Here is a 22,780-nt window from a genome sequence, read left to right on the forward strand (position 1 = left end):
ATGCCGAGCCCATTCTTCGGGACGACGACGGACGGCCAACCGGTCGTCCGCCACGTCCTGAGCCGGGGCGCCCTGCGGGTCGCCATCATCGATTTCGGCGCGGCCGTCACGGCGATCGAGGTTCCCGATCGCGCTGGCCGTCCGGCCAACGTCGTGCTCGGCCTTGCGACGCTCGAGGGCTATGAGACCGTGAGCCCGAGCTTCGGCGCGATCGTCGGACGCTACGCCAACCGTATCGCGGGCGGGCGCTTCAGCCTCGACGGGCACGACTACCAGCTGCCGGTGAACGAGGGGCCCAACACCCTGCACGGCGGCCCGCTGAATTTCGGGAAGCGCCTGTGGCGGACGGACCAGTCCGATGCGACGCGCCTCGTCCTGAGCCGGCGCTCGCCGGACGGGGAGGAGGGGTTTCCCGGCAACCTCGATGTCCGCGTGACCTACAGCCTGCGGGCGGAGGGTGTGCTGCGGATCGACTACGCCGCCGTGACCGACCGGCCCACGATCCTGAACCTCACCAACCACAGCTACTTCAACCTTGCCGGGGAGGGGGCGGGCAGCGTCCTCGGCCACGTCGTGCAGCTTGAGGCCGACACCTTCGCGCCGACCGATGCGACCCAGATCCCGACCGGTGCGCTCCAGCCGGTCGCCGGAACGCCGTTCGATTTCCGCACCCCGCGGACGTTGGAGGAGCGGATCCGCACCGGGGATCCACAACTCGCCTACGCCAAGGGTTACGACCACACCTTCGCGCTACGCGAACCCGCCGGGACGCTGCGGCCGGCGGCCACCTGCACCGATCCGGGCAGCGGGCGCCGGCTCGAGGTCTGGACCACGCAACCGGCGCTGCAGCTCTACAGCGGCAACAACCTCGACGGCACCCTGATCGGGCCGTCCGGCCGGATCTATCGTTCCGGGGACGGGGTCTGCTTCGAGACACAGGGTTTTCCCGACGCCCCGAACCACCCGAATTTTCCCTCCGCGGTGCTGCGGCCCGGCGAGACGTTTGCGACCACCACGGAGTTCCGGTTCTCCGTGGTGTAGGGGCGCCGCATCGTCCTCAGCGGAGCGCGAGCCCACCTCGCCGGCCCCCGCGGCGTGCAGCCGATGCGCACCCTGTGCGAGCAGGGCGGCCTGCACCGCTCGGCGTCGATGCGCGCCGTCACGATCACGCTGAGGGGCGGGCCACCTTGCGGGTGCATTTCGGTATCGATTGCGACCCGACAGGCCGACCTCAAGCGGCGGCACGCTCCAGATCCGTCTCGGCGATGACCGGAACCGCGGCCGCGGGCGCGGCGGGATGCGGGCGCCAGCTCTCGCCGAGCGCCAGGAGAGCCGCCTTCACGGCGTCGAGCCGCGACGGCTCGCCCTCAGCCATGCCCTCGGCGGCTGCCACCTCCTTCAGGTACTCGTCCCAGGCCCAGCGCCGCAGGATCTCCTGCTTGCAGGTCCTGTGAAGCCAGGGATGGCCCAGCACCGCCGCGGGGCTGTCGAACACCGCCGCCGGGTTGACCAGGGCCCGCTCCAGATCCGGCATCCGCGGCCCATCCCGGTGCAGGGTTTGGGCCGACCCGCGCGGCGGCTCGCCCCGGGGCGGGCGGCGCCGGCCCGGGCGCCAGGTCGGGACTGGCGGCGCGACTGGCCGGGGTCCGATCGGGCTCATCGCCTCGGGCTCGGCGCGATAATCGAGGCCCTGGCGCTCCGCGTAAGCGATTGCCCCGGCCCGGGTCGGGAAGGTGAGTTCCACCTCCGTGGCGAGGGGATCGCTGCCGCCCGTCCAGCCCATCAGAGGTTCGATCTCCGGTGGCGATTCGCGCTCGAAGGTAAGGACCCAATCCCCCTCCCGGGCGCGGCCTGCCGTCTCGACCGGCCGCTTGCGCCGGTGGATCAGCGCCTGGCGCCCAGCCAGCCAGGACGCGGCGACGATCCCCAGCGGCGGTCCGTTATGTCCAAGTCCGATCTCGCGAAGTCCAATCTCACGATGTCCGATCTCGCGATGTCCGTTCCTATCCTGCATGACAGCCTCCACATCGAGGACGCCCTCAGGCTCCGAGGAGCCCGAGGCGCGCCGCGGATTGCACACCGAAGCTCGCCGCGAAGGACAGCAACGCGGCGTCCCAGGCCGTCAGGTGCGGGGAGGCGGCCGGCTTTTCGTCCCCGGTGAGGGCGATGCCGAGCCAGCCGAAGCCCGACAGGCTCAGGAGCCCGGCCGTCACCCAGGGAAGGACCGGGGGCGGGCAGGGCGCCGCAAGGGCGAGACACAGCACGGCAGACAGGAGCCAGCTCACCAGCACGGTTCTGTTCACCGCCTCCAGCGGGGCACGGTTCCTGTCCCGCCGGGAGGGCCACGGGACGTGGCGTCGATCCTTCAGGTTGAACGTCGCCATGGTACGCCTCCGGATCAGTTCAGGGCTGAGCTGGGCGTCACCTCCCCACCGCCCCAGCGGCTGGTGAAGGCCGCGGGAAACAGGGGCCGGCGCGGCGCCGCGGGTATGGGCGAGTCCTCGTCCAGGGCCTGGAGCGCCTCCAGGATCTCATCGACCGGGACCGGCTCGGCCCGGCAGCCGGGCAGGCAGCGCAGGTTCGGGCAGGATTCGACCGCCCGGGCGTCGGAGGCCCAGGAAGCCAGGACGGCCCGCTTCTCGGCCGACGACAGGCCGGGATAGGTCAGCACCTCGCTCGGATGTCGGAAGACGTCACCCGGCGCTACGAAGGCCTCGAACGGGTCGACCGCCGGCGCCCGGAGATTGGCCGCCGCCACCGGGCCCAGCCGATTGATACCGGCCTGAATGGGATGGGTGTCGATCTGCTGCATGAAATCCTCCCGTGCGGGCAAAGGCTGGGGCGGCCGGCGCGCCCTGGAGGGCGCCGGCCGCCGCGTCATGCGTTCCGTCTCAAACCGCCCCGGCGGCGCTCAGTGCTTGGAGGCCGGCGCGCCCTGGCCGTTGATCGCAATACGGCGGCGTCGCTCCGGCGCATCGGCTGCCCGGGGCAGCGTCACGGTGAGGACGCCGTTGCGGAAGGTCGCCTCGGCCTTGTCCTCCTGCACCGTGAAGGGCAGGGCGATCGACCGCTCGAAGCGGCCGTAGCTGCGCTCCGTATAGCCGCGCTCCTTGTCGGTGGTCTCAGCGCGCTTCTCACCCCTCAGGGTGAGCACGCCGTCCTCGACCAGGAGCTCGACATCCTTCTCGTCGAGGCCGGGCAACTCGGCTGAGACGCGCAGGCCCCCATCCGCCTCCACAACCTCGACGCTCGGCCAGCCGAAACTCCGGCCCGCCAAGGTCGAGCCCGCCAAGTTCGAGCCGGCCAGGCTCGGGACGCCGAACCCGTTGAACACGTCGTCGAACAGGCGGTTCACCTCGCGGTGCAGCGCCAGGAACGGGCTGGCCGGCTCGTTCGACAGGCCGGCCGGGACCGGGCTGCTGGTGCTGCGGTTCCAGGGAATCAGATCTCTCACGCTCATGGTGCTCTCTCCATTGCAGGTGTTGCAGGAGCGGGCCCCGGGTCCGGGGACCCGCAAGAGAGTGTCGTCTGGAGTGTCGTCCGGGGTATCCGTCCGGCCCCGGCGGGGCCCGGGCCAGCGGATGCCGGATCAGGCCGCCTTGGCCTCGCGCTCGCGGCCGATCTGGGCCGGGGCGTTGTCCTGACCGGCCACGGCCGTCGTGCCGCCGATCGCGATGCGGCGGGGCTTCAGGGCCTCCGGCACCTCGCGCTTCAGCGCGACGGTGAGCAGGCCGTTCTCCAGGGACGCACCCACCACCTTCACATGCTCGGCCAGATTGAAGGTCTGGCGGAAGGAGCGCGCCGCGATACCGCGGTAGAGGTACTGTTTCTCGCCCTCCTGACCCGCCTTCTGACCCGACACCAGCAGCGTGGTGTCCTGCTGGGTCAGCTCGATCTCATCGGGGGTGAAGCCGGCGACCGCCATGGTGATGCGGTACTGGTCCTCGGCGACCTTCTCGATGTTGTAAGGCGGCCAGGCGGCGGATGGCTCGACGCGCTCGGCCTGGTTGAGCAGATCGAACAGGCGGTCGAACCCGACGGACGACCGGAACAGGGGCGAAACGTCGTAAGTCCTCATAACCACATCCTCCACTGAGCAACGTGACTACAAGCGACGCCGGACACCGTGGCCGGCGCCCTCCTGCGAGCCCGTTTGTGGGCCTCGCACGCGCGTAACGTGTGGGTGGCGTGTGGGTTCCGCAAGAGGACGAAATTTTTCGTGGTCCGGATGCCGGGGTCCGCATCAAGCGATCGGATGCGGGTCCTCTGCCCCGCTGCGAGCTTGCGGATTCATGCGTCTGGGTTCGACCCCTGCTTTCTGAAGAGCCGGCGTTTTTCCCCTCCCTTTTGTGGGGAGGAGCCAGGGGTTTGGGTGGTTCAGGATGAGGCGCAGCGGTGTCGTCTGCACCACCCCCACCTCATCCCCACAAGGGGGAGGAGCGCGCGCCCCGGCCCGCGAAGCGTGAACAGCGTAGCTCTGCGGAGGAATAGGTGCCGTGGACGCGACACCGCCCGGCGCTCCTCAGCCGACCGCGTCCTCCATCAGGATCTCGCGCTTGCCGGCGTGGTTGGCCGGTCCGACGATCCCCTCCACCTCCATCCGCTCCATCAGCGAGGCCGCGCGGTTGTAGCCGATCTGCAGGCGGCGCTGGATGTAGCTGGTCGAGGCCTTCTGGTCGCGCAGCACCACCTGCACGGCCTGCTCGTAGAGGTCGCCGCCGGCCTCGCCGAACGAGCCCTGGTCGAACACCGCGCCGTCGAGTTCCAACTCCGCCGCGCCGGCCTTGCCCTTGCCGCCCTTCTCGGGCGCGCCCTCCTCGTCATCGGCCGTGACGGCGTCGAGGTAGCTGGGGCGGCCCTGGCGCTTCAGATGCGCCACGACGGTCTCGACCTCGCTGTCCGAGCAGAACGGCCCGTGCACCCGGGTCGTGCGCCCGCCGCCGGCCATGAACAGCATGTCGCCCTGGCCCAGCAGCTGCTCCGCGCCCATCTCGCCCAGGATCGTGCGCGAGTCGATCTTGCTGGTCACCTGGAAGCTGATCCGGGTCGGGAAGTTCGCCTTGATCGTGCCGGTGATCACGTCCACCGACGGGCGCTGCGTCGCCATGATCAGGTGGATGCCCGCCGCCCGCGCCATCTGGGCCAGACGCTGGATCGCGCCCTCGATGTCCTTGCCGGCCACCATCATCAGGTCGGCCATCTCGTCGACCACGATCACGATGTAGGGCAGCGGCGACAGGTCCATCGCCTCATCCACGAACACCGCCTCGCCGGTATGGCGGTCGAAGCCGGTCTGGACGGTCCGGGTCAGCACCTCGCCGCGCTCGGCCGCCTCGGCGACCCGGGCGTTGTAGCCGTCGATATTCCGGACGGCGATCTTGGACATCTTCTTGTAGCGCTCCTCCATCTCGCGCACGGCCCACTTGAGGGCGATCACCGCCTTCTTGGGGTCGATCACCACCGGGGAGAGCAGGTGCGGGATGCCGTCATAGACCGACAGCTCCAGCATCTTCGGATCCACCATGATCAGGCGGCACTCCTCCGGCTTCAGCCGGTAGAGCAGGCTGAGGATCATGGTGTTGATGGCCACCGACTTGCCCGAGCCGGTGGTGCCGGCCACCAGCAGGTGCGGCATGCGCGCGAGGTCGGCGATGATCGGCTCGCCGCCGATGTTCTTGCCGAGGCAGAGCGCCAGCTTGTGCTTGCTCTCGGCGAAATCCGTCGAGGCCAGCAGCTCGCGCAGATAGACGGTCTCACGGGTCTCGTTCGGCAGCTCGATGCCGATGGCGTTGCGGCCGGGGACCACGGCGACACGGGCCGAGACGGCCGACATGGAGCGGGCGATGTCGTCGGCCAGCGCGATCACGCGGCTGGACTTGGTGCCCGGCGCCGGCTCGAGTTCGTAGAGGGTGACGACCGGGCCGGGCCGCACCGCCAGGATGTCGCCGCGCACGCCGAAGTCGCCGAGCGTCGCCTCCAGCAGGGTGGCATTCTGCTCCAGGGCATCCGCCGAGACCAAGCTGGCCTGGGACGGGCCGCGGGGTGCCGCCAGCAGGTCGAGGGCCGGCAGGGCATAATCCTCGGGCCGGACCGGTGGCGCCGGCGCGCGGCGGGCTGCCACCGGTGCGGGGGCGGGCGGAGCGACCCGGGAGGCGGTCGGCTCGGGCTGGGGCGGCTGGGGGCGCTGCGGCGCGCGCTGGGGCTGCGGGCGCTGCGCCGTCTCGAACCCATCATCGTGCGGCATCGCCGAGGGATCGGATGCCGCATCGGCGGGCAGAGCGTCCGGCGCGTCGAAGACGGGCTCGCGCCGGCCGGTACCGGGCTGGGCGCCTTCGGGCAGATGGTCGGCCCAGGGCAGGTCCGCATCCGTGAAGGCGCGCCGGGCCGCCAGCGCCGGAGAGGCGCCGTCGAAGGGCTCGGCCCGGCCCGACCGCCACCCGGCGATCCGGTCGGACGCCGCGAGGCGCAGCCGCATCAGGCCCTGCGCCAGAGCGCCGATCCCTACGAGGCCGAGTCCCGGCTCGTCGGCATCCTCGCGCTCGTCGCGGTTCCTGACCGGCGGACGGCGGACGGGATAGGGCTCATCGTGAAACGATTCCTCCTCCACGGCGCCGAAGCGGCAGGCCCCGGTGAGGCTGAGGATCGCCACCGCCGCGTAGACGAACCCGACGAGGTGGGCGGCGGCCGACGAGACCGCCCCGACGATCACCCGGGCCATCGACAGCAGCCCGTCGCCGGCCACGCCCCCGAGGCCGGTGGGCAGCGGCCAGCGCGTCGTCGGCGGCAGGGCGCTCGCCACCGCGCTCGCGGCGCAGAAGCCGATGATCCAGAGCGCGATGCGCATTCCGCCATCGGGCAGGTCGCGCTCGCGCATCAGCCGCACGCCCCAGAGGGCCGGGGGCAGCACGAAGGCGAGCGAGCCGAGGCCGAGGATCTGCATGCAGAGATCCGCCACCACGGCGCCCGGCTGGCCGAGCACGTTGTGGGCGGCATGGTCGGTGGCGTGGTTCAGGCTCGGGTCGTCGATCGACCACGTGGCCAGAGCCACGGTCAGCGCCACCGCGCCGGTGAACAGCACGAGCCCGCCGAGTTCCGTCAGGCGCTTGCCCAGGAACGGGCGGACGCTGTCGACGAAGGTATCGTAGGGCGATGCGGGACGGCGAAGCGAGCGCATGCGGGACCGGACGCGGAACGGGAACTTACCCCTGAGGCTAGGCACGGCCGCCTTAACGAGCCGCTAAGGTTGAGGAAGCCTGACCGGTCGCCGGTTGCGCGTGCCCAGGCCGTCGCGGTGCGGCCCGCGAGGGTGCAAAATCCGCCCCGCTGTGGCACAGGTTCGGCTATGAACATCGACGGCCAGCCCTACCGCACGATCTTCCCGGACCCCGATGGGGTGAGCGTCCAGGTGATCGACCAGACACGCCTGCCCTTCGCGTTCGAGCTGAAGCGCCTCGCCACGCTGGACGACGCCGCCGTGGCGATCCGCACCATGATCGTGCGCGGCGCGCCGCTGATCGGCGTCACCGCGGCCTACGGGCTGGCGCTCGCCATGCGGGCGGATGCCTCCCATGACGGGATCGACCGGGCGGTGGCCACGCTCGCCGCCACGCGGCCGACCGCGGTCAACCTGCGCTGGGCGCTGGACCGGGTCGCCGCCAACCTGCGGCAGGTGGCGCCCGACGAGCGCTTCGAGCGCGCCTTCGCGGAGGCCGGCCGCATCGCCGAGGAGGATGTTGCGAGCTGCCGGGCGATCGGCGCCCATGGCGGCCAGATCATCGCCGACCTGCACAAGGCCAAGGGTGGCGATAGGCCCATCACGGTGCTGACCCACTGCAATGCCGGCTGGCTTGCCACGGTGGATTGGGGCACGGCGCTGGCGCCGGTCTACGCTGCCCACGAACAAGGCGTTCCGGTCCACGTGCTGGTCGACGAGACCCGGCCGCGCAGCCAGGGGGCGGCGCTGACGGCCTTCGAGCTGAACGGCCACGGCGTGCCCCACACGGTGATCGCCGACAATGCCGGCGGCCACCTGATGCAGCACGGGCAGGTCGATCTCTGCATCGTCGGCTCGGACCGTACCACGGCGCGCGGCGACGTGTGCAACAAGATCGGTACCTACCTGAAGGCGCTCGCCGCCCACGACACCGGCGTGCCGTTCTACGCGGCGCTGCCCTTCTCGACCATCGACTGGACGCTGCAGGACGGCGTGAAGGAGATCCCGATCGAGGAGCGCGACGGGCGCGAGGTCACCCACATGACCGGGCGGCTGGCCGATGGCAGCTTCGCCACGATCGAAGTGGTCTCGCCCGGCAGCCCCGTGGCCAACCCAGCCTTCGACGTGACGCCGGCCCGGCTGGTGACCGGCATCATCACCGAGCGCGGCGTGTGCGACGCGAGCGCCGAAGGATTGTACGGGCTCTACCCGGAGCGCCGACAGGCGGCGTGAGGGGCCGTCACCGGACGCCGGGCCGGCCGGATTCTGCGAGCTGCTGCGCCCGGGCGCCCTGCCGCTCGAACATCCAGCCCGGATACTCGGCGGGCAGGGCGCTCACCGCGTCCAGGGCGTCGAGTTCGTCGCCGGTGAGGCTGAGTTCGGTCGCGGCGATGTTGTCCTCCAGCTGGTCGAGGCGCTTGGCGCCCACGATGACGCTGGTCACCGCTTCGCGGTGCAGGAGCCAAGCGAGCGCCACCTGAGCCACCGAGACGCCGCGAGCCTCCGCTACCCGCCGCATCGCCGCGATGCAGGTCTCGGCCCGGGGGCGGTCGACCGGCGGGAAATCGAAGCTTGCGCGCCGGCCCTCACCGGCGCCCTCGGAATATTTGCCGCTGAGCAGGCCGCCGGCCAGCGGGCTCCAGACCAGAAGGCCGAGCCCCTCCGAGCGCAGCATCGGGACGATCTCCCGCTCCAGGTCGCGGCCCGCGATGGAATAATAGGCCTGCAGGGTCTCGAACCGGGCGAGGCTGGCCCGCGCGCTGATCCCCAGCGCCTTGACGACCTGCCACGCCGCCCAGTTCGAGACGCCGACGTAGCGCACATGGCCGTGCTGCACGAGGATGTCGAGGGCGCGCACCTGCTCCTCGATGGGGGTTGCCGGGTCGAAGCCGTGGATCTGGTAGAGGTCGATGTGATCGAGCTGGAGCCGCTTGAGGCTCGCCTTGCAGGCGTCGATCAGGTGCAGCCGCGAGGCACCCTTCGCGTTGGCGCCCGGCCCCGTCGGCCCGTAGCCCTTGGTGGCCACGACGACGCTGTCGCGCGGGACCTTGAGGTCGCGCAGGGCCTGGCCCGTGATCGTCTCGGAGAGCCCTTCCGCGTAGACATCGGCCGTGTCGATGAAGTTGATCCCGGCCTCGATCGCCCGTCCGACGAGGCGCCCGGCCTCCGCCTGATCGAGGGCGCCGATCTGACGCCACATCCCGGCGCCGCCGCCGAACGTCATCGTGCCGAGGCAGAGTTCCGAGACGAACAGCCCCGTGTTGCCGAGCTTCTTCTGGTACATGCGCGTCTGATCCGGTTCCTGCCCAGGGCGACAACGCGCGGGACGACGTGCGGTGCGCTCAGGGTTCCCAACGGTGGAACACGGCGCTGTCGAAGGCGAAGACCGGCTCGCCGCGCTGGTTCACCCCTGTGTTGCGGGCGAATGCTAGGCCCCAACCAGGCCGCGAGGCCGAGGCGCGCTTGTCGGTGAGCTTGGCGCTGAACCGCACCGTATCGCCCGCATAGACGGGCTTGAGCCAACGCAGGTTCTTGAAGCCGGGGGAGGGGCCTGCCTCGGGCACGGGTCCGCGCGCGGCCGTGTAGGCCTCGTCGCGGGCGCGGGTGGTGAGCAGCCGGTTCATGTAGGCGGCGGCCGTGTGCCAGCCGGAGGCGCACAAGCCCCCGAAATGGCTGCGCTCGGCCGCCTCGGGGTCGAGGTGGAAGGCCTGCGGGTCGTAGGCCTGCGCGAACGCGATGATCGCCTCGGCGCTGAACGGGTAGGGGCCAAGGTCGCGGGTCGCGCCGATCTCGGCATCGCGCAGGAACGGCAGGAGCTCGGCATCCTCCGGCTCCGTCACGGGGCCGGGCTCGCCGATCGCGACGGGGCGCGGGGGCAGGGGATCGGTGCCGCGGCGGGCCAGCATGAAGGTGAAGCGCTGGGTCAGCGCCGTCTCACCGCGCTGGTTGCCGAGGGCGACCTCCGCGGTGACGAAGCCGAGGCCGGGCTTCGAGGCCGAATCCCGCAGGCCGAGGACCCGGAAGGTCAGCGTCAGGGCATCATTCGGCAGCACCGGCGCGAGCCAGCGCAAGTCGTCGATCCCCGGCGCACCGAGCGACGAGCCGCCCCGGAACGGCCCCTGCTGGAGCAGCCGCATGCCGAGCGCGGCCGTGTGCCAGCCCGAACCAATCAGCCGGCCCGCAAAGGTTCTTTCCGCCGCCGCCTCGTCGAGATGGAACGGCTGGAAGTCGAACGCCTTGGCGAAGCCCACGATGGCGTCGCGGGTCACCGTCAGCGGCTCGCCGACGATCACGTCGCCGACGGAGAAATCTTCGAAGGCGGGATCGGGCATGGCAACGCGCCTCGTTGGCCGGCAGGGCAGGGGATCGGGATACGCTGCCTTTGCGAGCGCAGCGAAGCAATCCAGCGGCGCCACGCTCGCCGAGCGCGCGCTGCGCTGAGTTGCTTCGCTGCGCGCGCGATGACGGGGGGAGCCGAACTCAGTTGGCGAAGCGGAAATGCAGCACGTCGCCGTCCTGCACCACGTACTCCTTGCCTTCCAACCGCAGCTTGCCGGCGTCCCGGGCGCCGGCCTCGCCGTTGAGCGCCGTGTAGTCCTTGAACGCGATGGTCTCGGCGCGGATGAAGCCCTTCTCGAAATCCGAGTGGATCACGCCGGCCGCCCCCGGGGCGCGGGTCCCCTTGGTGATCGTCCAGGCGCGGGCCTCCTTGGGGCCGACCGTGAAGTAGGTGACGAGGCCGAGGAGATCGTAGCCGGCGCGGATCACCCGGTTGAGGCCCGGCTCGGCGAGGCCCACCGCCTCCAGGAACTCGGCCTGGTCGGCCTCCGGCATCACGGCGATCTCGCTCTCGATCTTGGCCGAGACCACCACGGCCACGGCGCCCTCCGCCTTGGCGCGGGCGAAGACCGCGTCCGAATAGTTATTGCCCTTGTCGGCATCGCCCTCGTCGACGTTGCAGACGTAGAGCACGGGCTTCGCCGTCATCAGGCCGAGCGACTGGAACAGCTTCTCCTCGTCGGGCTTGCGCTCCACGAGGCGGGCCGGCTTGCCCTCGCGCAGGAGCGGCAGCGCCCGGTTGACGAGGTCGAGGGTCTCCTTGGCCTCCTTGTCGGCGCCCTTGGCCTTCTTCTCCAGGGCGACGGCCCGGCGCTCCAGGCTGTCGAGGTCGGCGAGCATCAGCTCGGTCTCGATGGTCTCGATGTCGGCGGCCGGATCGACCTTGCCCTCCACGTGGGTGACGTCGCCATCCGTGAAGCAGCGGACCACGTGGGCGATGGCGTCGACTTCGCGGATATTGGCCAGGAACTGGTTGCCCAGGCCCTCACCCTTGGAGGCACCGCGCACCAGCCCGGCGATATCCACGAAGGTCAGCCGGGTCGGGATCTTCTCCTTCGAGCCCGCGATGCGGACGAGGTCGTCGAGCCGGGGATCCGGCACCGCCACCTCGCCGACATTCGGCTCGATGGTGCAGAACGGGTAATTGGCCGCCTGGGCCGCCGCGGTCTGCGTCAGCGCGTTGAAGAGGGTCGACTTGCCGACGTTCGGCAGGCCGACGATGCCGCATTTGAAGCCCATGGGTCCGTTCCGTGATCAGGTTCGTCGCAGCACATCGTCGGGCGACGTGCGGAAAGGGTTGATGAGGGTGAGGCCGTCGAACACCGCGCCATGCGCCATGTCCTCGGTCAGGAAGTAGCGGCATCCGGCGAGCTGGGCCGCAGCCACCAGGAGGCAATCGAACCACTGATAGCCGAGATTCTTGCGAACGAGCCACGCCAGTTCGGTGTCATCCTGATCGGTTGGGCGCGCTCCCCAGGCCCCGATCGTCTCGACCTCGTTCTGGATGTCGCCCAGCGAACGCCCCGGCTCGTTCTTGAGGATCCAGCGCGTGAGTTCGTTGAGAACCTGAAGATTCGTACGCGCGCAGCCCAAATCCGTGATGGCAGCCAGCCACGCCCGTGCGCGCTCCCGCTTGTCGGCGCTGCGATCGTCGCGTGCGTAGATCAGCACATTCGTGTCGATGAAGATCGGTTCAATCGTAAAGTTCATCGCGCGAGGGTGCTTTGCCGTTCTCGTCCGTCAGATTCATGAGAGGGCCGGCCAGGAAGCGTTCGAGCGCCTCCCGCTGCGTCAGCGGCCGGCCGACACGCTGCTCCACGGCCTCGGCGATGAAGCGCGACAGGCTCTTGCCGTCGCGCGCAGCAGCAATACGCGCCCGCTGCAGCAGGGCCTCATCCATCGTCACGGTGACGTTCTTCATGGCAGCCTCCGAGGCCGATCCATAGCGTGTCCTCGTGTTTGCGTGTCAATTTTTCGCGCCCAGCGTCTTCACCTCGTCCCAGCCGCGGCCCGCCATGGCGAGGTGGACCTTGTTCTGGAAGCTCGCATCCTCGCCGGCCGCCAGCAGCGCGGCGTGGTCGGCCACCGCTTGGCCGAGATCCTCGACCCAGGGCTGCTCGGCCTTGCCGAAGTCGTTGAGCACGTAAGCGTGCACCAGCGCCTTGTCGCCGGGATGGCCGATGCCGAGCCGCACCCGGCGATAGTCGTTGCCGCATTGCGCCGTGATCGAGCGCAGCCCGTTATGGCCGGCATTGCCCCCGCCAAGCTTAACCCGCAGCTTGGCGGGGGCGAGGTCGAGTTCGTCATGGAGCACGATCACGTCGCCGAGCGGGATCTTGTAGAAGCGCTGCGCCTCCGAGACCGCACGGCCCGACTCGTTCATGAACGTCGAGGGCTTCAGCAGGATCGCCCGTTCGGTGCCGAGAACCACCTCGGCGGCCTCGCCCTGGAAGCGGTGGCGGAACGGGCTCGCCCGGTGCTGGCGGGCGATCGCGTCGACGGCCAGGAAGCCGATATTGTGCCGGTTGCCCGCGTAGCGCGCGCCCGGATTTCCGAGGCCGACGATCAACTTCATGTCCAGGGCTTCCGGCAGGATCCGTTCGGCGCGGTCTGTGGCACGCTTCCCCGCCGGACGCACCCCTCCTGCGCCTACGGCGCCGCCGCCAGGATGCGCGCTAGCCGGTCCAGGAAGATTGCGGTGCGGTCGCGGTGCGGGCCGTCCCGCTTCTCGACCAGCTGCACCACCACCAGCTGCTTGGCGGGCAGGATCGCGAGCTTCTGGCCGCCATAGCCGGAGGCCATCACGGCATCCGGGCCGAACCGTTCGGCATCGAGCGTCCACCACAGATAGCCATAGCCCAGATCGTCATGATCCGTGCGCGAGTAAGGGCGTGTCGACTCCCCGAGCCAGTCCGCCGGGATGAGGGTCCGGCCCTGCCACTGGCCGCCGCCGAGGATGAGTTGGCCGAAGCGGGCCAGATCCCGCGCCGAGAGATCGAACCGGTAGGCCGGATGCCGGGACGCCGCCTCGCTGACGGACCGCCCGTCCGCGGCGGAGAAATCCTCCATCCCGATCGGCTCGGCGATGCGCCGGGCAAAGCTCGCGAAGATGTCCTCGCCGGTCGCCTGACGGTAGATCGTGCCGAGCGCGTTGAAGTCCCAGTTGTTGTAGTACCAGAAGGAGCCCGGGGCATGGCTGCCGCGCGGCGGCCGCTTGCGGCGCATGTCGGCGGTCTCGGACGCGGCCGGGTGATAGATGCCCGAGCGGGCCATCAGGAGGTCGCGCACCGTCGCGCGCTGCTCCAGCGGGGTCAGGCCGGGCGGGAGGTCGTCGATGCCGAGTTCGGCCAGCGTGCTGGTGAGCCGGATGCGGCCGGCCGCCACCGGGATCCCGTACAGGGCGCTCAGCAGGCTCTTTCGGATCGAGGCGACGTTGACCCTGCGGGCGGTGTCGCCCCAGGCTGCGATGCGGCGGTTCTGCCGAAGGATCAGGAAGGCCGTGACACCCTCCGCTCGGATCTCCGCGGCGAGCGCTTGCAACGCCCCGTCTCGCCATCCCGGCGCGTCGCGCTCGTCATGACCCGCCGCGACCGCGGCTGACGAGCAAGCCAGGATCCCCAGTAAAACCCCACGCCGCGATGCAGGCCTGCGTAATTGCAAGGTTACGGTCAGGTCACGTGGCCGACCAGAATCGGCGTTTCGGTTTCCTGTACGATCTTGCATTTGGCCGAGCCCGGAATTCGACGCAAAGGGGCGGCGGATCTTCTATCCCGCTCCAGCAACCCGAGAAAGGATGTCGGCCGCGATCCGCGTCGAGAAACCCTCCCGGCGGGTCCCGTGCGCCAACGCACAGCAATACGCGAACCGGAAGCAGAGTATTTCGGTTGAGAAGTCACCATCGGCCAAGCAAAGCCGAGCGATCGAGACCGCCAGTCCGTCCATGACGACGACGATCTTCCTCACCCGACACGATTGACCGGATGACGTCCCGCTGAAGTCAACCGAACACGTTCGGAGATCATCATGACGATCCGCATACTCGCCGCTGCCGCTCTTGTCGCCGCGGTTGCCACACCAGCCCTCGCGCAGGGCCTGGACTCCAAGCACTCGCCCTATCCCGCCTCGGCCTATTCGGGCTGGATCGGCAACGGCGCGGTGGCGTCGCAGGTCCCCGCCCCCTACGGCCGGCCGCTCGCCTACCGCTACGCCGGCCCCCATGCCGGCGGCCCGGCGAACGCCCTGCCGCGGTTCTGAGGCGAACAGGATCCGGGTTTCCAAAGGGCGGAAGCCCGTTGGCGGGTTCTCAGGGTGGAACCCTGAGACGTTTATCAGGGCTCTGCCCTGGACCCGCGAAAGGTCTCGACCTTTCGAGACCAGGACACGGCCGTGTCAGACAGGCGTGCCCCCGCGGATCTCCCCCGGCCGCAGGGTTCCGACCAAGAGATCCACCTGGCTCACGAGCCGGGTGAGCGATTGCCCCCGGTCGAGGGCGGGCCGCTCCGGCAGCGGCCGGTCCTCGCCCAGAGCCGCCAGAGTCGCGGCGATCCACGCCCGCCACGCCTCGGCCTCCGGGTCTACGGCCTCGGGGGCGTGCCGCAGCACGGTGAGCCGGGCGCTGATCCGGCGCAGGGTCGCGTCGGCCACCAGGGCGGATTCGACCTCCGGATGGTGCCCGGCCCGGGGCTGCTGCAGGGCCCGTGACAGGGCGGCCTCCAGGTCGTTGAGGGCGAGGCCGGCCGCGCGGGCGCCGGCCAGGATTGCGGCCTCCCGGTCCGGCCCGGCGGCGGCCCCCAGCACGGCCTCCGCGAAGGCCGCATGGGCTTTGAGCGCGCGCCGTAATTCCTGGCGGACCTGATCGGGCTCCCAGATCGGCCACAGAACGAGGCAGCTCGCCACCGCGATCACGCCGCCCAGCACCGTGAAGCCGCCCCGCATGGCGACGATCTCCCAGGAGCTGTGGCCGGGTTCCAGCAACTCCACCAGCAGCACCACCAGGGGCGTCAGGCAGGCGATGAAGAAGCCGTAGGAGATCTGGCGCGCCGCGAAGCCGACGATCGACAGCACGAGGATCAGCCCGGCCTCGGCGAGCGGGGTCGTGGCGTAATAGGCCAGCACCGCCCCCACGAGGCCGCCCAGCACCGTGCCGCCGATCCGCTCCAGCGCCCGCTGCCACGTCGCCGCGTAGAAGGGCTGCATGGTCAGCACCACGGTCATCACCAGCCAGTGCGTGAAGGCGCCCGCATAGGTCAGCGTCGCGGCGAGGGCCGGGGCCGCGACGGTGCTCGCCCGCAGCGCGTGGCGCAGGTTCGGCGACGCGAAGGTGAAGTTCTGGCGCAGCGGCTCGATATAGCGGGTCCAGCGGTCCATGCGGCCGCCCTCGGTCAGCGTGCCGCCGGGGCGATAGCCCTCCGGGGTCGAGAGCTTGGCGCCGATCCGCACGCGCCCGACGATCCGCTCGGCCAGCCGCGCCAGGGTCGGATCCTCCGACAGGCCCTCGGCGGCCCGGGCGATCGAGTGTTCCAGGCGGGCGATGTCGAGATCGACATCGTAACGGATCGCCCGCGCGATGGTCACCAGCAGGGGGCGCAGGCGCCGCAGGAAGATCTTTGCGAGAGCACGACGGCGCGCGTCGGGCCGGCTGTCGATCAGCTCACTGACTGCGATCAAGGCCGAAAAAATCTGCTCGGCGCTCTCCAGGCGCAGGAGCGCCTGGGCGGTCCGGTCCGAGACGCGCTCCCGGGACCGGGCGAGGTCGAGGATCATGGTCCGCGCGGTCTCGATGCTCGTGCGCACGCCGCGCCGGTGGCCGCGCGCGTGGCCGTCGAAGGCCGCCGTGTCGGGCTCCGGCAGGGCGACCAGCCGTTCGAGGTCGCCGCAGAGCCGCGCAAGGTCGCGCCAGACCTCGGCCACCGCCCGGTGGGCCGGCCGGTAGGGGTGTAGCCGCCAGATCACCAGGGCCAGGAACGTCGCCCAGAGGCCGCCGGCCGCGAACATCACCACGGTGGTGCCCGCCTGCGCCAGGGTGAGCGGCCGGTCGAGGGCGATGCACAGGACCACCACCAGCACATTGCCGGCGGCCTGCGCCTGCACGCTCCAGACGCGGGCATACGAGCAGGCGAAGATCAGCGCGCAGGCCACCGGCACGACGACCGGCAGCCCCAACGGCTGGATCAGGCCGAGCCCGGCCCAGAGCAGGCCGCCGAGGAGCGAGAAGGCGGTGAGCACCCGCAGGCGCGCCCGCATCGGCCCGCCCGTGTCGCAGAAGCAGGCGAGGTTGGCGGCGAGCGCCATGGTCAGCAGCGGCGGCCATTGCAGCCAGATGTTGATCAGGATGACGACGCCGAACGCGAAGGCGGCGCGCACGCCCTCCACGAGGCGGATGTTCCGCAGATCGAGGCCGGTCGGCAGGCGCCCGAGGTCGCCGCCGGGCCGATTCAGGCTGCCCCGACCGGCGGCGCTCCGGGGGCGCCGGTCGCGCGTGGGTGGCGATGCGGGGGGACGGGATGCTGTCGGACTCGGGGCGGCCAAGCGCGGTCTCCGGACGCGGGCGTGACGCCCCGGCATGAACCGGAACCGGGCCTGTCCGGATCCGCCCGGCCGCGCAAGCCCTTTCGTGCGCCGGGGTGGAATGGCCACGGCCTCCGTTGCCCCGGGCTCTCCCTTGTGCAGGCTTGCGGATTCACACGTCTCTCCGAAGCTGGACGCTCCCAGGAGAACGCGCTTGTCCCTCCCCCTTGCGGGGAGGGGCCAAGGGCGGGGGTGGTTCAGGATCATGCGGAACGGTGTCTCCTGCACCACCCCCTCCTCCAACTCATCCCCGGAAGGGGGGAGGAGAGTGTGTCGGCGCAGTTGGGTGAACATCGTCGCTTATGCAGGGGAGGGGGATGGGACCGTGCCGCGCCTATGCGCGGACCGATGCTTATGAACTCGCAATCCGTCCGCGTGTGACAACTCCTGGCGAGAATGAGGATTATCCCGATAATATCTTTAAATGAAACAAGAGCTACTCCGAAAAACAAAACAATCTCTCGAAGAAGACGTATTCTGGAACTTATAAAAAGAAGAACTACAATCCTAAACTTGCCGAATTATTTTTGAAATGAAAGATCCGACCCGGATCGGAAAACGGATGCGCTCGTTCAGATAAGGCGAGCTCATCCGGCCGGACACTATCGGGCGGCTGGATCGAAGATGCGATTGTGTTTGAAGATTTCGGCTGATTGCGCACGAACGTTATCGATCTTATCCGTCGGCTTACTGTCCCTCATCACCATCGCTGCGGCCGAAGAACAGCCGGCCGGCCCTGACGTCGTGCTCGAAGAACTCTCCGTCGAAGGGTCGTCGGCGCCCCGCGGGCTCATGCCGGCCTATGCCGGCGGGCAGGTGGCGCAGGGCGGGCGGCTCGGCCTCCTCGGCAATGTCGAGGCGCGCAAGGCCCCCTTCAGCATCACCAGCTACACCGACACGCTGATCCGTGACCGGCAGGCCCGGACGGTCAACGAGGTCCTGGTCCTCGATCCGTCGGTCCGCGCGACCCAGAGCACGGGGGCGCCGTTCGATTCCTTCTCCGTGCGCGGCTTTCCCGCCAACGAGAACACCAGCGGCGAGGTCGCGTTCGACGGCCTGTACGGCATCGCGCCGAGCTTTCGCATCTTCGCCGACTACGCCGAGCGCATCGAGGTGCTGAAGGGACCCTCCGCGGCGCTGACCGGGGTCTCGCCGAACGGCGCGGTCGGCGGCGTGGTCAACGCGGTGCCCAAGCGCGCCAGCGCGGACCTCACCCGGGTCACCCTGGATTACGGCTCGGCGGCCCAGGGCGGCGTGCAACTCGACACCGCCCGCCGCTAGGGCACCCAGCGGGAATGGGGCGCCCGGGTGGTCGGCAGCCTGCACGGGGGCGCCACACCCTTCGACCGTCAGGCCGAGACGACCGGCGTCGGGGCGCTGGCCCTCGACTATCAGGGTGAGCGATTCCGGGCCTGGCTCTACCTGCTGGCGCAGACCGACCGGTTCGATGCGCCGCTTCGCCCGTTCCAGCTCAAGGCCGGCGTGCCCGTGCCGCGGGCGCCCGCCGGCCGCCTGAACCTGACCCAGCCCTGGGAATATTCCGACGTCGATGATCGCGGCGGCCTGCTGCGCACCGAGTACGACCTCACCGACCAGCTCACACTGTTCGCCGATATCGGCGGTTCGCGCGGCGCCGTGGAGCGCTACTTCCAGTCGGCGCCGACGATCCTCAACCTGCGCGGCGACACGACCAGCACGCCGCAATTCTACGCCCTCGGCGTCGATCGCCTCACCTACGACGGCGGGCTGCGGGTGCGGTTCGAGACCGGGTTCTTCCACCACACCGTCACCCTGCAGGCCTCGTCCTACGCGGAGACGACGGGGCGGTGGGTCTCCCCCGGTCGCGGCGCCTACCTGTCGAACCTCTACGCGCCCGCCCGCGTGGCCTATATCGCGCCGATCGACGGCGCCGGCCGGCCGCGCCTGTCGGACAGCACCCTGTCGGGGATCTCGATCGCCGACACGCTCGCGGCGCTGGACGAGCGCGTCCTGCTGACATTGGGCGTGCGCGGCCAGCGGATCGAGGCCCACAACTACGTGTCGAATGTCGGCACGCCGACCACCGCCTACGACCGGAGCGCCGCCAGCCCGGTCGCCGGTCTCGTGGTCCGGCCCTGGGAGGCGGTCTCATTCTACGGCAACTACATCGAGGGCCTGAGCCGGGGCGATCTCGCTCCGACGGTCGCCAAAAACTCCGGCGAGATCCTGGCGCCGTCCGTGGCCCGGCAGGTCGAGGCCGGCGTGAAGCTCGATCTCGGCCGGATCGGCGCCACGCTGGCGGCCTTCCGGATCACGAGGCCCGGCGGCGAACTCGGCCCGCAGAACCGCTTCGCCGCCACTGGCGAACAGCGCGTGAGCGGGCTCGAACTCAACCTGTTCGGCGAGATCACGCCGCAGCTGCGCGTGCTCGGCGGCATGACGCTGCTCGACGGGCGGCTCGTCCGGACCGCGCTCGCCGCCAATCTCGGTCACCGGCCGATCGGGGTGCCGCCGGTGCAGGCGAGCCTCGGCGCCGAATGGGACCTGCCGGGCCTGACCGGCCTGACCCTCGACGGCGCGGTGATCTACACCGGGCGCCAGTTCGTCGACCTCGCGAACCGGCAGGCGCTGCCGGACTGGGCACGCCTCGATCTCGGCTTGCGCTATGCGACCGCGATCGGCGGGCGCCCGACGACGTTCCGGGCCAACGTGCTGAACGTGACGGGGACGAACTACTGGACCGGCGTCGCCTCGTTCGGGACCTTCTTCCAGGGCGCGCCGCGCACCTACCTGCTGTCGATGGCGGTGGATCTCTGAGCGGGGTGTCTCAGGCCGCCCGCACCCACACTGCGGTGTCATGGAAGGCGGCGCCGTCGTTGGGCGCCGCCGGCCTCGACCCGATCAGCGTGTTGATCCCGCCGCCGTCCGCGAAGGATGCGCTCGGCCAGAGGCTCTCGACCACGACGACGCCCGGCTGCTGTCCCTCGGCGAGGCGGGCGTGCAGCCGCACCCGGCCGCGGGCATTGCCGAGTTCGACGGCGTCGCCCGTGGCGACCCCGAGCCGTGCGCCATCCTCCGGATGCAGCAGGCAGGTCGGCCGCCCCTCCCGGCGGAGGGACTCGGGCTGGTTGGTGAAGGTCGTGTTGAGGAATTGCCGGGCCGGCGGGGCGATCATCCGGAACGGGTGATCCGCGTCGGCGGGCTCGGCCACCGGCCAGTGATCGGGCAGGGCCGGCATCCCGGCCGCCCGGGGGCCGAGCGCCGCCCAGTCGGGGGCGAAGCGGAAGCGTCCGTCCGGATGGCCGAACCCGTTGAGGAAGTGGCTCTCGGCGAAATCCGGCTGCGCGTCGATCCAGCCCGCCGCCTCCAGCCGGTCGAGGCCGCCCCAGCCCGACCGGGCCAGGGTAACGTCGGCCAGTTCCCGGGCGCTCAAATGGAAGCCCGCATGGTCCGCGCCGAGGCGGTCGGCGAGGGCCGACAGCAGCGCGTGGTTCGAGCGGCATTCCCCCGGCGGCGGCAGGATCGCCGGCCCCGCCTGGATGTGGGTATGGCCGCCGGCCCCGTAGATGTCGTCGTGCTCCAGGAAGGTGGTGGCCGGCAGGACGAGGTCGGCCAGCGCCGCGGTCTCGGTCATGAACTGCTCGTGCACGGCCACGAACACGTCCGGCCGCGCGAGCCCGGCGCGCACCCGGGCGCTGTCGGGGGCCGAGACCGCGGGGTTGGCCGACTGGATCAGCATGGCGCGCACCGGCGGGCCGCCCTGCAGGGCGTCGGGATCGTCGGCCAGGATGGCGCCGAGCCGGCTCATGTCGAGCTCGCGCACGCCGGGCGCCTTGGCGTCGAGCCCCTCCGTCAGGGTCTTGTCCCAGTTGAAGATTGCAGCCTGCTGCCAAAGGGCACCGCCGCCTTCGTGCTGCCACGCCCCGGTGACGGTCGGCAGGCAGGTCACCGCGTGGAGGTTCACGGCGCCGTTGCGGCTGCGGGTGAAGCCGAAACCGCAGCGGATGTAGCTGCGTGGCGTCCGGCCGTAGAGCGCCGCGAAGGCCTCGATGGCGGCGGGCTCCAGGCCGGTGATCGCCGCGGCCCATTCCGGCGTGCGCGACGCCAGATGCGCCTCCAGCGCCGCCGTATCCTCGGCATGGGCGGCGAGGTAGGCGCGGTCGGCGTAGCCGTCGCGGAACAGGACGTGGAGCACCGCGCAGGCCAGCGCCCCGTCGGTGCCCGGCCGGGGGGCGAGGTGGAGGTCGGCGGCCGCCGCGGTGCCGGTGCGGTAGGGGTCGATCACCACCAGCTTGGCGCCCCGGGTCTTCCGGGCGCGGCTGATATGGGTCATCGCGTTGACCTGGGTGCTCACCGGGTTGCCGCCCCAGACCACGATCAGGTCCGACAGCGCCATCTCGCGCGGGTCCGGCCCGGCGATCCGGCCGGTCCCTGCGCTCCAGCCCGCGATGGCGATCGCCGTGCAGATGGTGCGCTTGCGCCGGGAATAACCCATGACATGGGTCAGGCGGTGGATCCCGTCCCGCTGGACGAGGCCCATGGTGCCGCCCGAATTGTACGGCCAGACCGCCTCGGGGCCGTCGCGCTCCGCCGTCTCCGCGAAGGCCGCGGCCAGCCGGTCGAGCGCCGTATCCCAGGAGATCCGCCGCCATTCCCCGCTCCCCTTCGGGCCGACCCGCTCCAGCGGGTGGAGGAGCCGGTCCGGATGGTGGACGCGCTCGCCGTAGCGGCTGACCTTCGCGCAGATCACCCCGGCCGTGTAGGGGTTGTCGCCCCCGCGGACCGAGACGACGCGGCCGTCTTCCACCTGCACGTCGAGGCTGCAGGCGGAGGGGCAATCATGCGGGCAGACGGTCCGGACCAAGCGACGCACTCCCGTAGCACCGGCAGGGATGAGGGAACGTCAGCGATGATGCAAAGACCGTGCGTTTTTGAGGCGGCACAGGGCGCGCCTCAATTGATGGCATGCCGGCGGGCCGACGCCTCAGGTGCGGATCAGTTTCGAAACGACGGCCAGGAGCTGCTCGGGCTTGAACGGCTTCGTGATCCAGCCGGTCGCGCCGGCGGATCTGGCCTGCTGCTTCATGCCTTCATCCGACTCGGTACTCAGGAACAGGATCGGCACGCCAGTGCAGGACGGTACTTGCCGGAGCTGCCGGATCATCTCAATTCCGTTCATCACCGGCATGTTGAGATCGGTGATCACAAGGTTGACCGGCTCCGCCTTGGCCTTGGCCAGGCCTTCCGCGCCGTCGCCGGCCTCGACCACCGTATGGCCAGCTGGTCCCAGCACGACCTTGATCATCTGGCGGATGCTGGGTGAGTCGTCGACCGTGAGAACAGTTGCCATGGCGTGATCCGAATCTGCGCGTCAGAGGACAGGCGTGGGCGGGGCGGATGGGTCGAGACCCGCCCGGCGAAAGGCGATGTCGAGACCCGTGGTCCGATTCGTCAACGTGAGGGTCGCGCCGCGACGGGCCGCCGACCGCTCGGCCGCCAGGACGAGCTGGACGAAGGCCACGTCGGCCCGCTCGACGGCGGTGCAATCCAGCGTGACCGGCGAATCGCCGCCGAAGGCAGCGAGCATCTCGTCCCGGAGTTGCTGGACCGATCGAAGATCACACTGCGCCGGCATTCTGAGTGTTCGGGATTTTGACATGACGCCTCGGATGGATGTGCTCG

20 protein-coding genes and 1 pseudogene are annotated in these 22,780 nt (G+C 70.4%); 4 read left to right on the forward strand and 17 right to left on the reverse strand.

Going from position 1 to position 22,780, the window contains the following annotated elements:
- Window positions 1-1,041 carry an aldose epimerase family protein gene (locus BLQ49_RS13660; RefSeq protein WP_091716446.1) on the forward strand — a complete coding sequence of 347 codons (1,041 nt, stop codon included), beginning with the start codon at window positions 1-3 and terminating at the stop codon, window positions 1,039-1,041.
- Window positions 1,042-1,231: 190 nt separating this feature from the next.
- On the opposite strand, the gene BLQ49_RS13665 is transcribed toward BLQ49_RS13660, so the two are convergent.
- The 6 genes from BLQ49_RS13665 to BLQ49_RS13690 all read right to left on the reverse strand — a co-directional run bounded on the left by BLQ49_RS13665 (window position 1,232) and on the right by BLQ49_RS13690 (window position 7,174).
- The gene (locus tag BLQ49_RS13665; protein ID WP_091716501.1) at window positions 1,232-2,014 is read right to left on the reverse strand and encodes an NADH dehydrogenase ubiquinone Fe-S protein 4; all 783 of its coding nucleotides are present in this window, start codon (window positions 2,012-2,014) and stop codon (window positions 1,232-1,234) included.
- 25 nt (window positions 2,015-2,039) lie between these two features.
- A complete protein-coding gene (locus tag BLQ49_RS13670; protein ID WP_091716447.1) occupies window positions 2,040-2,384 on the reverse strand; it encodes a hypothetical protein in 345 nt (114 codons plus the stop codon).
- A 14-nt stretch (window positions 2,385-2,398) separates the two neighbouring features.
- Window positions 2,399-2,812: a hypothetical protein gene (locus BLQ49_RS13675; protein ID WP_091716448.1), complete on the reverse strand. Its 414-nt coding sequence runs from the start codon at window positions 2,810-2,812 to the stop codon at window positions 2,399-2,401.
- A 99-nt stretch (window positions 2,813-2,911) separates the two neighbouring features.
- Window positions 2,912-3,460, reverse strand: a complete 549-nt coding sequence (locus BLQ49_RS13680; protein WP_091716449.1) for an Hsp20/alpha crystallin family protein — start codon at window positions 3,458-3,460, stop codon at window positions 2,912-2,914.
- A gap of 129 nt (window positions 3,461-3,589) precedes the next feature.
- Window positions 3,590-4,078, reverse strand: a complete 489-nt coding sequence (locus BLQ49_RS13685; protein ID WP_091716450.1) for an Hsp20 family protein — start codon at window positions 4,076-4,078, stop codon at window positions 3,590-3,592.
- Between the two features lie 444 nt (window positions 4,079-4,522).
- The gene (locus BLQ49_RS13690) at window positions 4,523-7,174 is read right to left on the reverse strand and encodes a DNA translocase FtsK (protein WP_091716451.1); all 2,652 of its coding nucleotides are present in this window, start codon (window positions 7,172-7,174) and stop codon (window positions 4,523-4,525) included.
- A gap of 168 nt (window positions 7,175-7,342) precedes the next feature.
- Between BLQ49_RS13690 and mtnA the strand changes: the two genes are divergently transcribed.
- Window positions 7,343-8,446, forward strand: a complete 1,104-nt coding sequence (gene mtnA / locus BLQ49_RS13695) for an S-methyl-5-thioribose-1-phosphate isomerase (RefSeq protein WP_091716452.1) — start codon at window positions 7,343-7,345, stop codon at window positions 8,444-8,446.
- Between the two features lie 7 nt (window positions 8,447-8,453).
- On the opposite strand, the gene BLQ49_RS13700 is transcribed toward mtnA, so the two are convergent.
- The 7 genes from BLQ49_RS13700 to BLQ49_RS13730 all read right to left on the reverse strand — a co-directional run bounded on the left by BLQ49_RS13700 (window position 8,454) and on the right by BLQ49_RS13730 (window position 14,092).
- Window positions 8,454-9,497: an aldo/keto reductase gene (locus BLQ49_RS13700; protein ID WP_091716453.1), complete on the reverse strand. Its 1,044-nt coding sequence runs from the start codon at window positions 9,495-9,497 to the stop codon at window positions 8,454-8,456.
- A 58-nt stretch (window positions 9,498-9,555) separates the two neighbouring features.
- On the reverse strand, window positions 9,556-10,545 hold the full coding sequence (locus tag BLQ49_RS13705; protein WP_091716454.1) for a MaoC/PaaZ C-terminal domain-containing protein: 990 nt from the start codon (window positions 10,543-10,545) through the stop codon (window positions 9,556-9,558).
- Between the two features lie 148 nt (window positions 10,546-10,693).
- A complete protein-coding gene (gene ychF, locus BLQ49_RS13710; RefSeq protein WP_091716455.1) occupies window positions 10,694-11,791 on the reverse strand; it encodes a redox-regulated ATPase YchF in 1,098 nt (365 codons plus the stop codon).
- A 15-nt stretch (window positions 11,792-11,806) separates the two neighbouring features.
- Complete coding sequence (locus BLQ49_RS13715; RefSeq protein WP_091716456.1) at window positions 11,807-12,262, reverse strand: PIN domain-containing protein; 456 nt, start codon at window positions 12,260-12,262, stop codon at window positions 11,807-11,809.
- Complete coding sequence (locus tag BLQ49_RS13720; RefSeq protein ID WP_091716457.1) at window positions 12,246-12,473, reverse strand: hypothetical protein; 228 nt, start codon at window positions 12,471-12,473, stop codon at window positions 12,246-12,248. Before BLQ49_RS13720 ends, BLQ49_RS13715 begins: the two co-directional genes overlap by 17 nt.
- A gap of 45 nt (window positions 12,474-12,518) precedes the next feature.
- A complete protein-coding gene (gene pth, locus BLQ49_RS13725; protein ID WP_091716458.1) occupies window positions 12,519-13,127 on the reverse strand; it encodes an aminoacyl-tRNA hydrolase in 609 nt (202 codons plus the stop codon).
- Between the two features lie 74 nt (window positions 13,128-13,201).
- The gene (locus BLQ49_RS13730; RefSeq protein WP_244507579.1) at window positions 13,202-14,092 is read right to left on the reverse strand and encodes a serine hydrolase domain-containing protein; all 891 of its coding nucleotides are present in this window, start codon (window positions 14,090-14,092) and stop codon (window positions 13,202-13,204) included.
- Between the two features lie 483 nt (window positions 14,093-14,575).
- Here BLQ49_RS13730 and BLQ49_RS13735 point away from each other — a divergent pair, with 483 nt between their 5' ends.
- A complete protein-coding gene (locus BLQ49_RS13735; protein WP_091716460.1) occupies window positions 14,576-14,806 on the forward strand; it encodes a hypothetical protein in 231 nt (76 codons plus the stop codon).
- A gap of 135 nt (window positions 14,807-14,941) precedes the next feature.
- Here BLQ49_RS13735 and BLQ49_RS13740 read toward each other — a convergent pair whose 3' ends face one another.
- Entirely contained in the window at window positions 14,942-17,116 is a 2,175-nt protein-coding gene (locus tag BLQ49_RS13740; protein WP_244507580.1) for an FUSC family protein, read from the reverse strand.
- 627 nt (window positions 17,117-17,743) lie between these two features.
- On the opposite strand from BLQ49_RS13740, the pseudogene BLQ49_RS13745 reads away from it, so the two are divergent.
- Window positions 17,744-19,915 (forward strand): annotated as a pseudogene (locus tag BLQ49_RS13745) (TonB-dependent receptor).
- A 10-nt stretch (window positions 19,916-19,925) separates the two neighbouring features.
- On the opposite strand, the gene BLQ49_RS13750 reads toward BLQ49_RS13745, so the two are convergent.
- The 3 genes from BLQ49_RS13750 to BLQ49_RS13760 form a co-directional block, all read right to left on the reverse strand.
- Window positions 19,926-21,962 (reverse strand): molybdopterin-containing oxidoreductase family protein, encoded by a 2,037-nt coding sequence (locus BLQ49_RS13750; RefSeq protein WP_091716462.1) that lies wholly within the window; start codon window positions 21,960-21,962, stop codon window positions 19,926-19,928.
- A gap of 120 nt (window positions 21,963-22,082) precedes the next feature.
- Complete coding sequence (locus BLQ49_RS13755; protein ID WP_091716463.1) at window positions 22,083-22,448, reverse strand: response regulator; 366 nt, start codon at window positions 22,446-22,448, stop codon at window positions 22,083-22,085.
- A 21-nt stretch (window positions 22,449-22,469) separates the two neighbouring features.
- Window positions 22,470-22,757 (reverse strand): STAS domain-containing protein, encoded by a 288-nt coding sequence (locus tag BLQ49_RS13760; protein ID WP_091716464.1) that lies wholly within the window; start codon window positions 22,755-22,757, stop codon window positions 22,470-22,472.
- Window positions 22,758-22,780 lie beyond the last annotated feature (23 nt).

The organism is Methylobacterium phyllostachyos (assembly GCF_900103445.1).
In the GTDB taxonomy this organism is placed as follows: domain Bacteria; phylum Pseudomonadota; class Alphaproteobacteria; order Rhizobiales; family Beijerinckiaceae; genus Methylobacterium; species Methylobacterium phyllostachyos.

What these genes read in the sequence shown, in the direction of transcription:
- BLQ49_RS13760 (WP_091716464.1), bottom strand. Translation starts at nt 22,757, where the DNA reads ATGTCAAAATCCCGAACACTCAGAATGCCGGCGCAGTGTGATCTTCGA.
- ychF (WP_091716455.1), bottom strand. Translation starts at nt 11,791, where the DNA reads ATGGGCTTCAAATGCGGCATCGTCGGCCTGCCGAACGTCGGCAAGTCG.
- BLQ49_RS13700 (WP_091716453.1), bottom strand. Translation starts at nt 9,497, where the DNA reads ATGTACCAGAAGAAGCTCGGCAACACGGGGCTGTTCGTCTCGGAACTC.
- BLQ49_RS13720 (WP_091716457.1), bottom strand. Translation starts at nt 12,473, where the DNA reads ATGAAGAACGTCACCGTGACGATGGATGAGGCCCTGCTGCAGCGGGCG.
- BLQ49_RS13740 (WP_244507580.1), bottom strand. Translation starts at nt 17,116, where the DNA reads ATGCCGGGGCGTCACGCCCGCGTCCGGAGACCGCGCTTGGCCGCCCCG.
- BLQ49_RS13705 (WP_091716454.1), bottom strand. Translation starts at nt 10,545, where the DNA reads ATGCCCGATCCCGCCTTCGAAGATTTCTCCGTCGGCGACGTGATCGTC.
- BLQ49_RS13680 (WP_091716449.1), bottom strand. Translation starts at nt 3,460, where the DNA reads ATGAGCGTGAGAGATCTGATTCCCTGGAACCGCAGCACCAGCAGCCCG.
- BLQ49_RS13685 (WP_091716450.1), bottom strand. Translation starts at nt 4,078, where the DNA reads ATGAGGACTTACGACGTTTCGCCCCTGTTCCGGTCGTCCGTCGGGTTC.
- BLQ49_RS13735 (WP_091716460.1), top strand. Translation starts at nt 14,576, where the DNA reads ATGACGATCCGCATACTCGCCGCTGCCGCTCTTGTCGCCGCGGTTGCC.
- BLQ49_RS13755 (WP_091716463.1), bottom strand. Translation starts at nt 22,448, where the DNA reads ATGGCAACTGTTCTCACGGTCGACGACTCACCCAGCATCCGCCAGATG.
- BLQ49_RS13670 (WP_091716447.1), bottom strand. Translation starts at nt 2,384, where the DNA reads ATGGCGACGTTCAACCTGAAGGATCGACGCCACGTCCCGTGGCCCTCC.
- BLQ49_RS13660 (WP_091716446.1), top strand. Translation starts at nt 1, where the DNA reads ATGCCGAGCCCATTCTTCGGGACGACGACGGACGGCCAACCGGTCGTC.
- BLQ49_RS13715 (WP_091716456.1), bottom strand. Translation starts at nt 12,262, where the DNA reads ATGAACTTTACGATTGAACCGATCTTCATCGACACGAATGTGCTGATC.
- pth (WP_091716458.1), bottom strand. Translation starts at nt 13,127, where the DNA reads ATGAAGTTGATCGTCGGCCTCGGAAATCCGGGCGCGCGCTACGCGGGC.
- BLQ49_RS13675 (WP_091716448.1), bottom strand. Translation starts at nt 2,812, where the DNA reads ATGCAGCAGATCGACACCCATCCCATTCAGGCCGGTATCAATCGGCTG.
- mtnA (WP_091716452.1), top strand. Translation starts at nt 7,343, where the DNA reads ATGAACATCGACGGCCAGCCCTACCGCACGATCTTCCCGGACCCCGAT.
- BLQ49_RS13665 (WP_091716501.1), bottom strand. Translation starts at nt 2,014, where the DNA reads ATGCAGGATAGGAACGGACATCGCGAGATCGGACATCGTGAGATTGGA.
- BLQ49_RS13690 (WP_091716451.1), bottom strand. Translation starts at nt 7,174, where the DNA reads ATGCGCTCGCTTCGCCGTCCCGCATCGCCCTACGATACCTTCGTCGAC.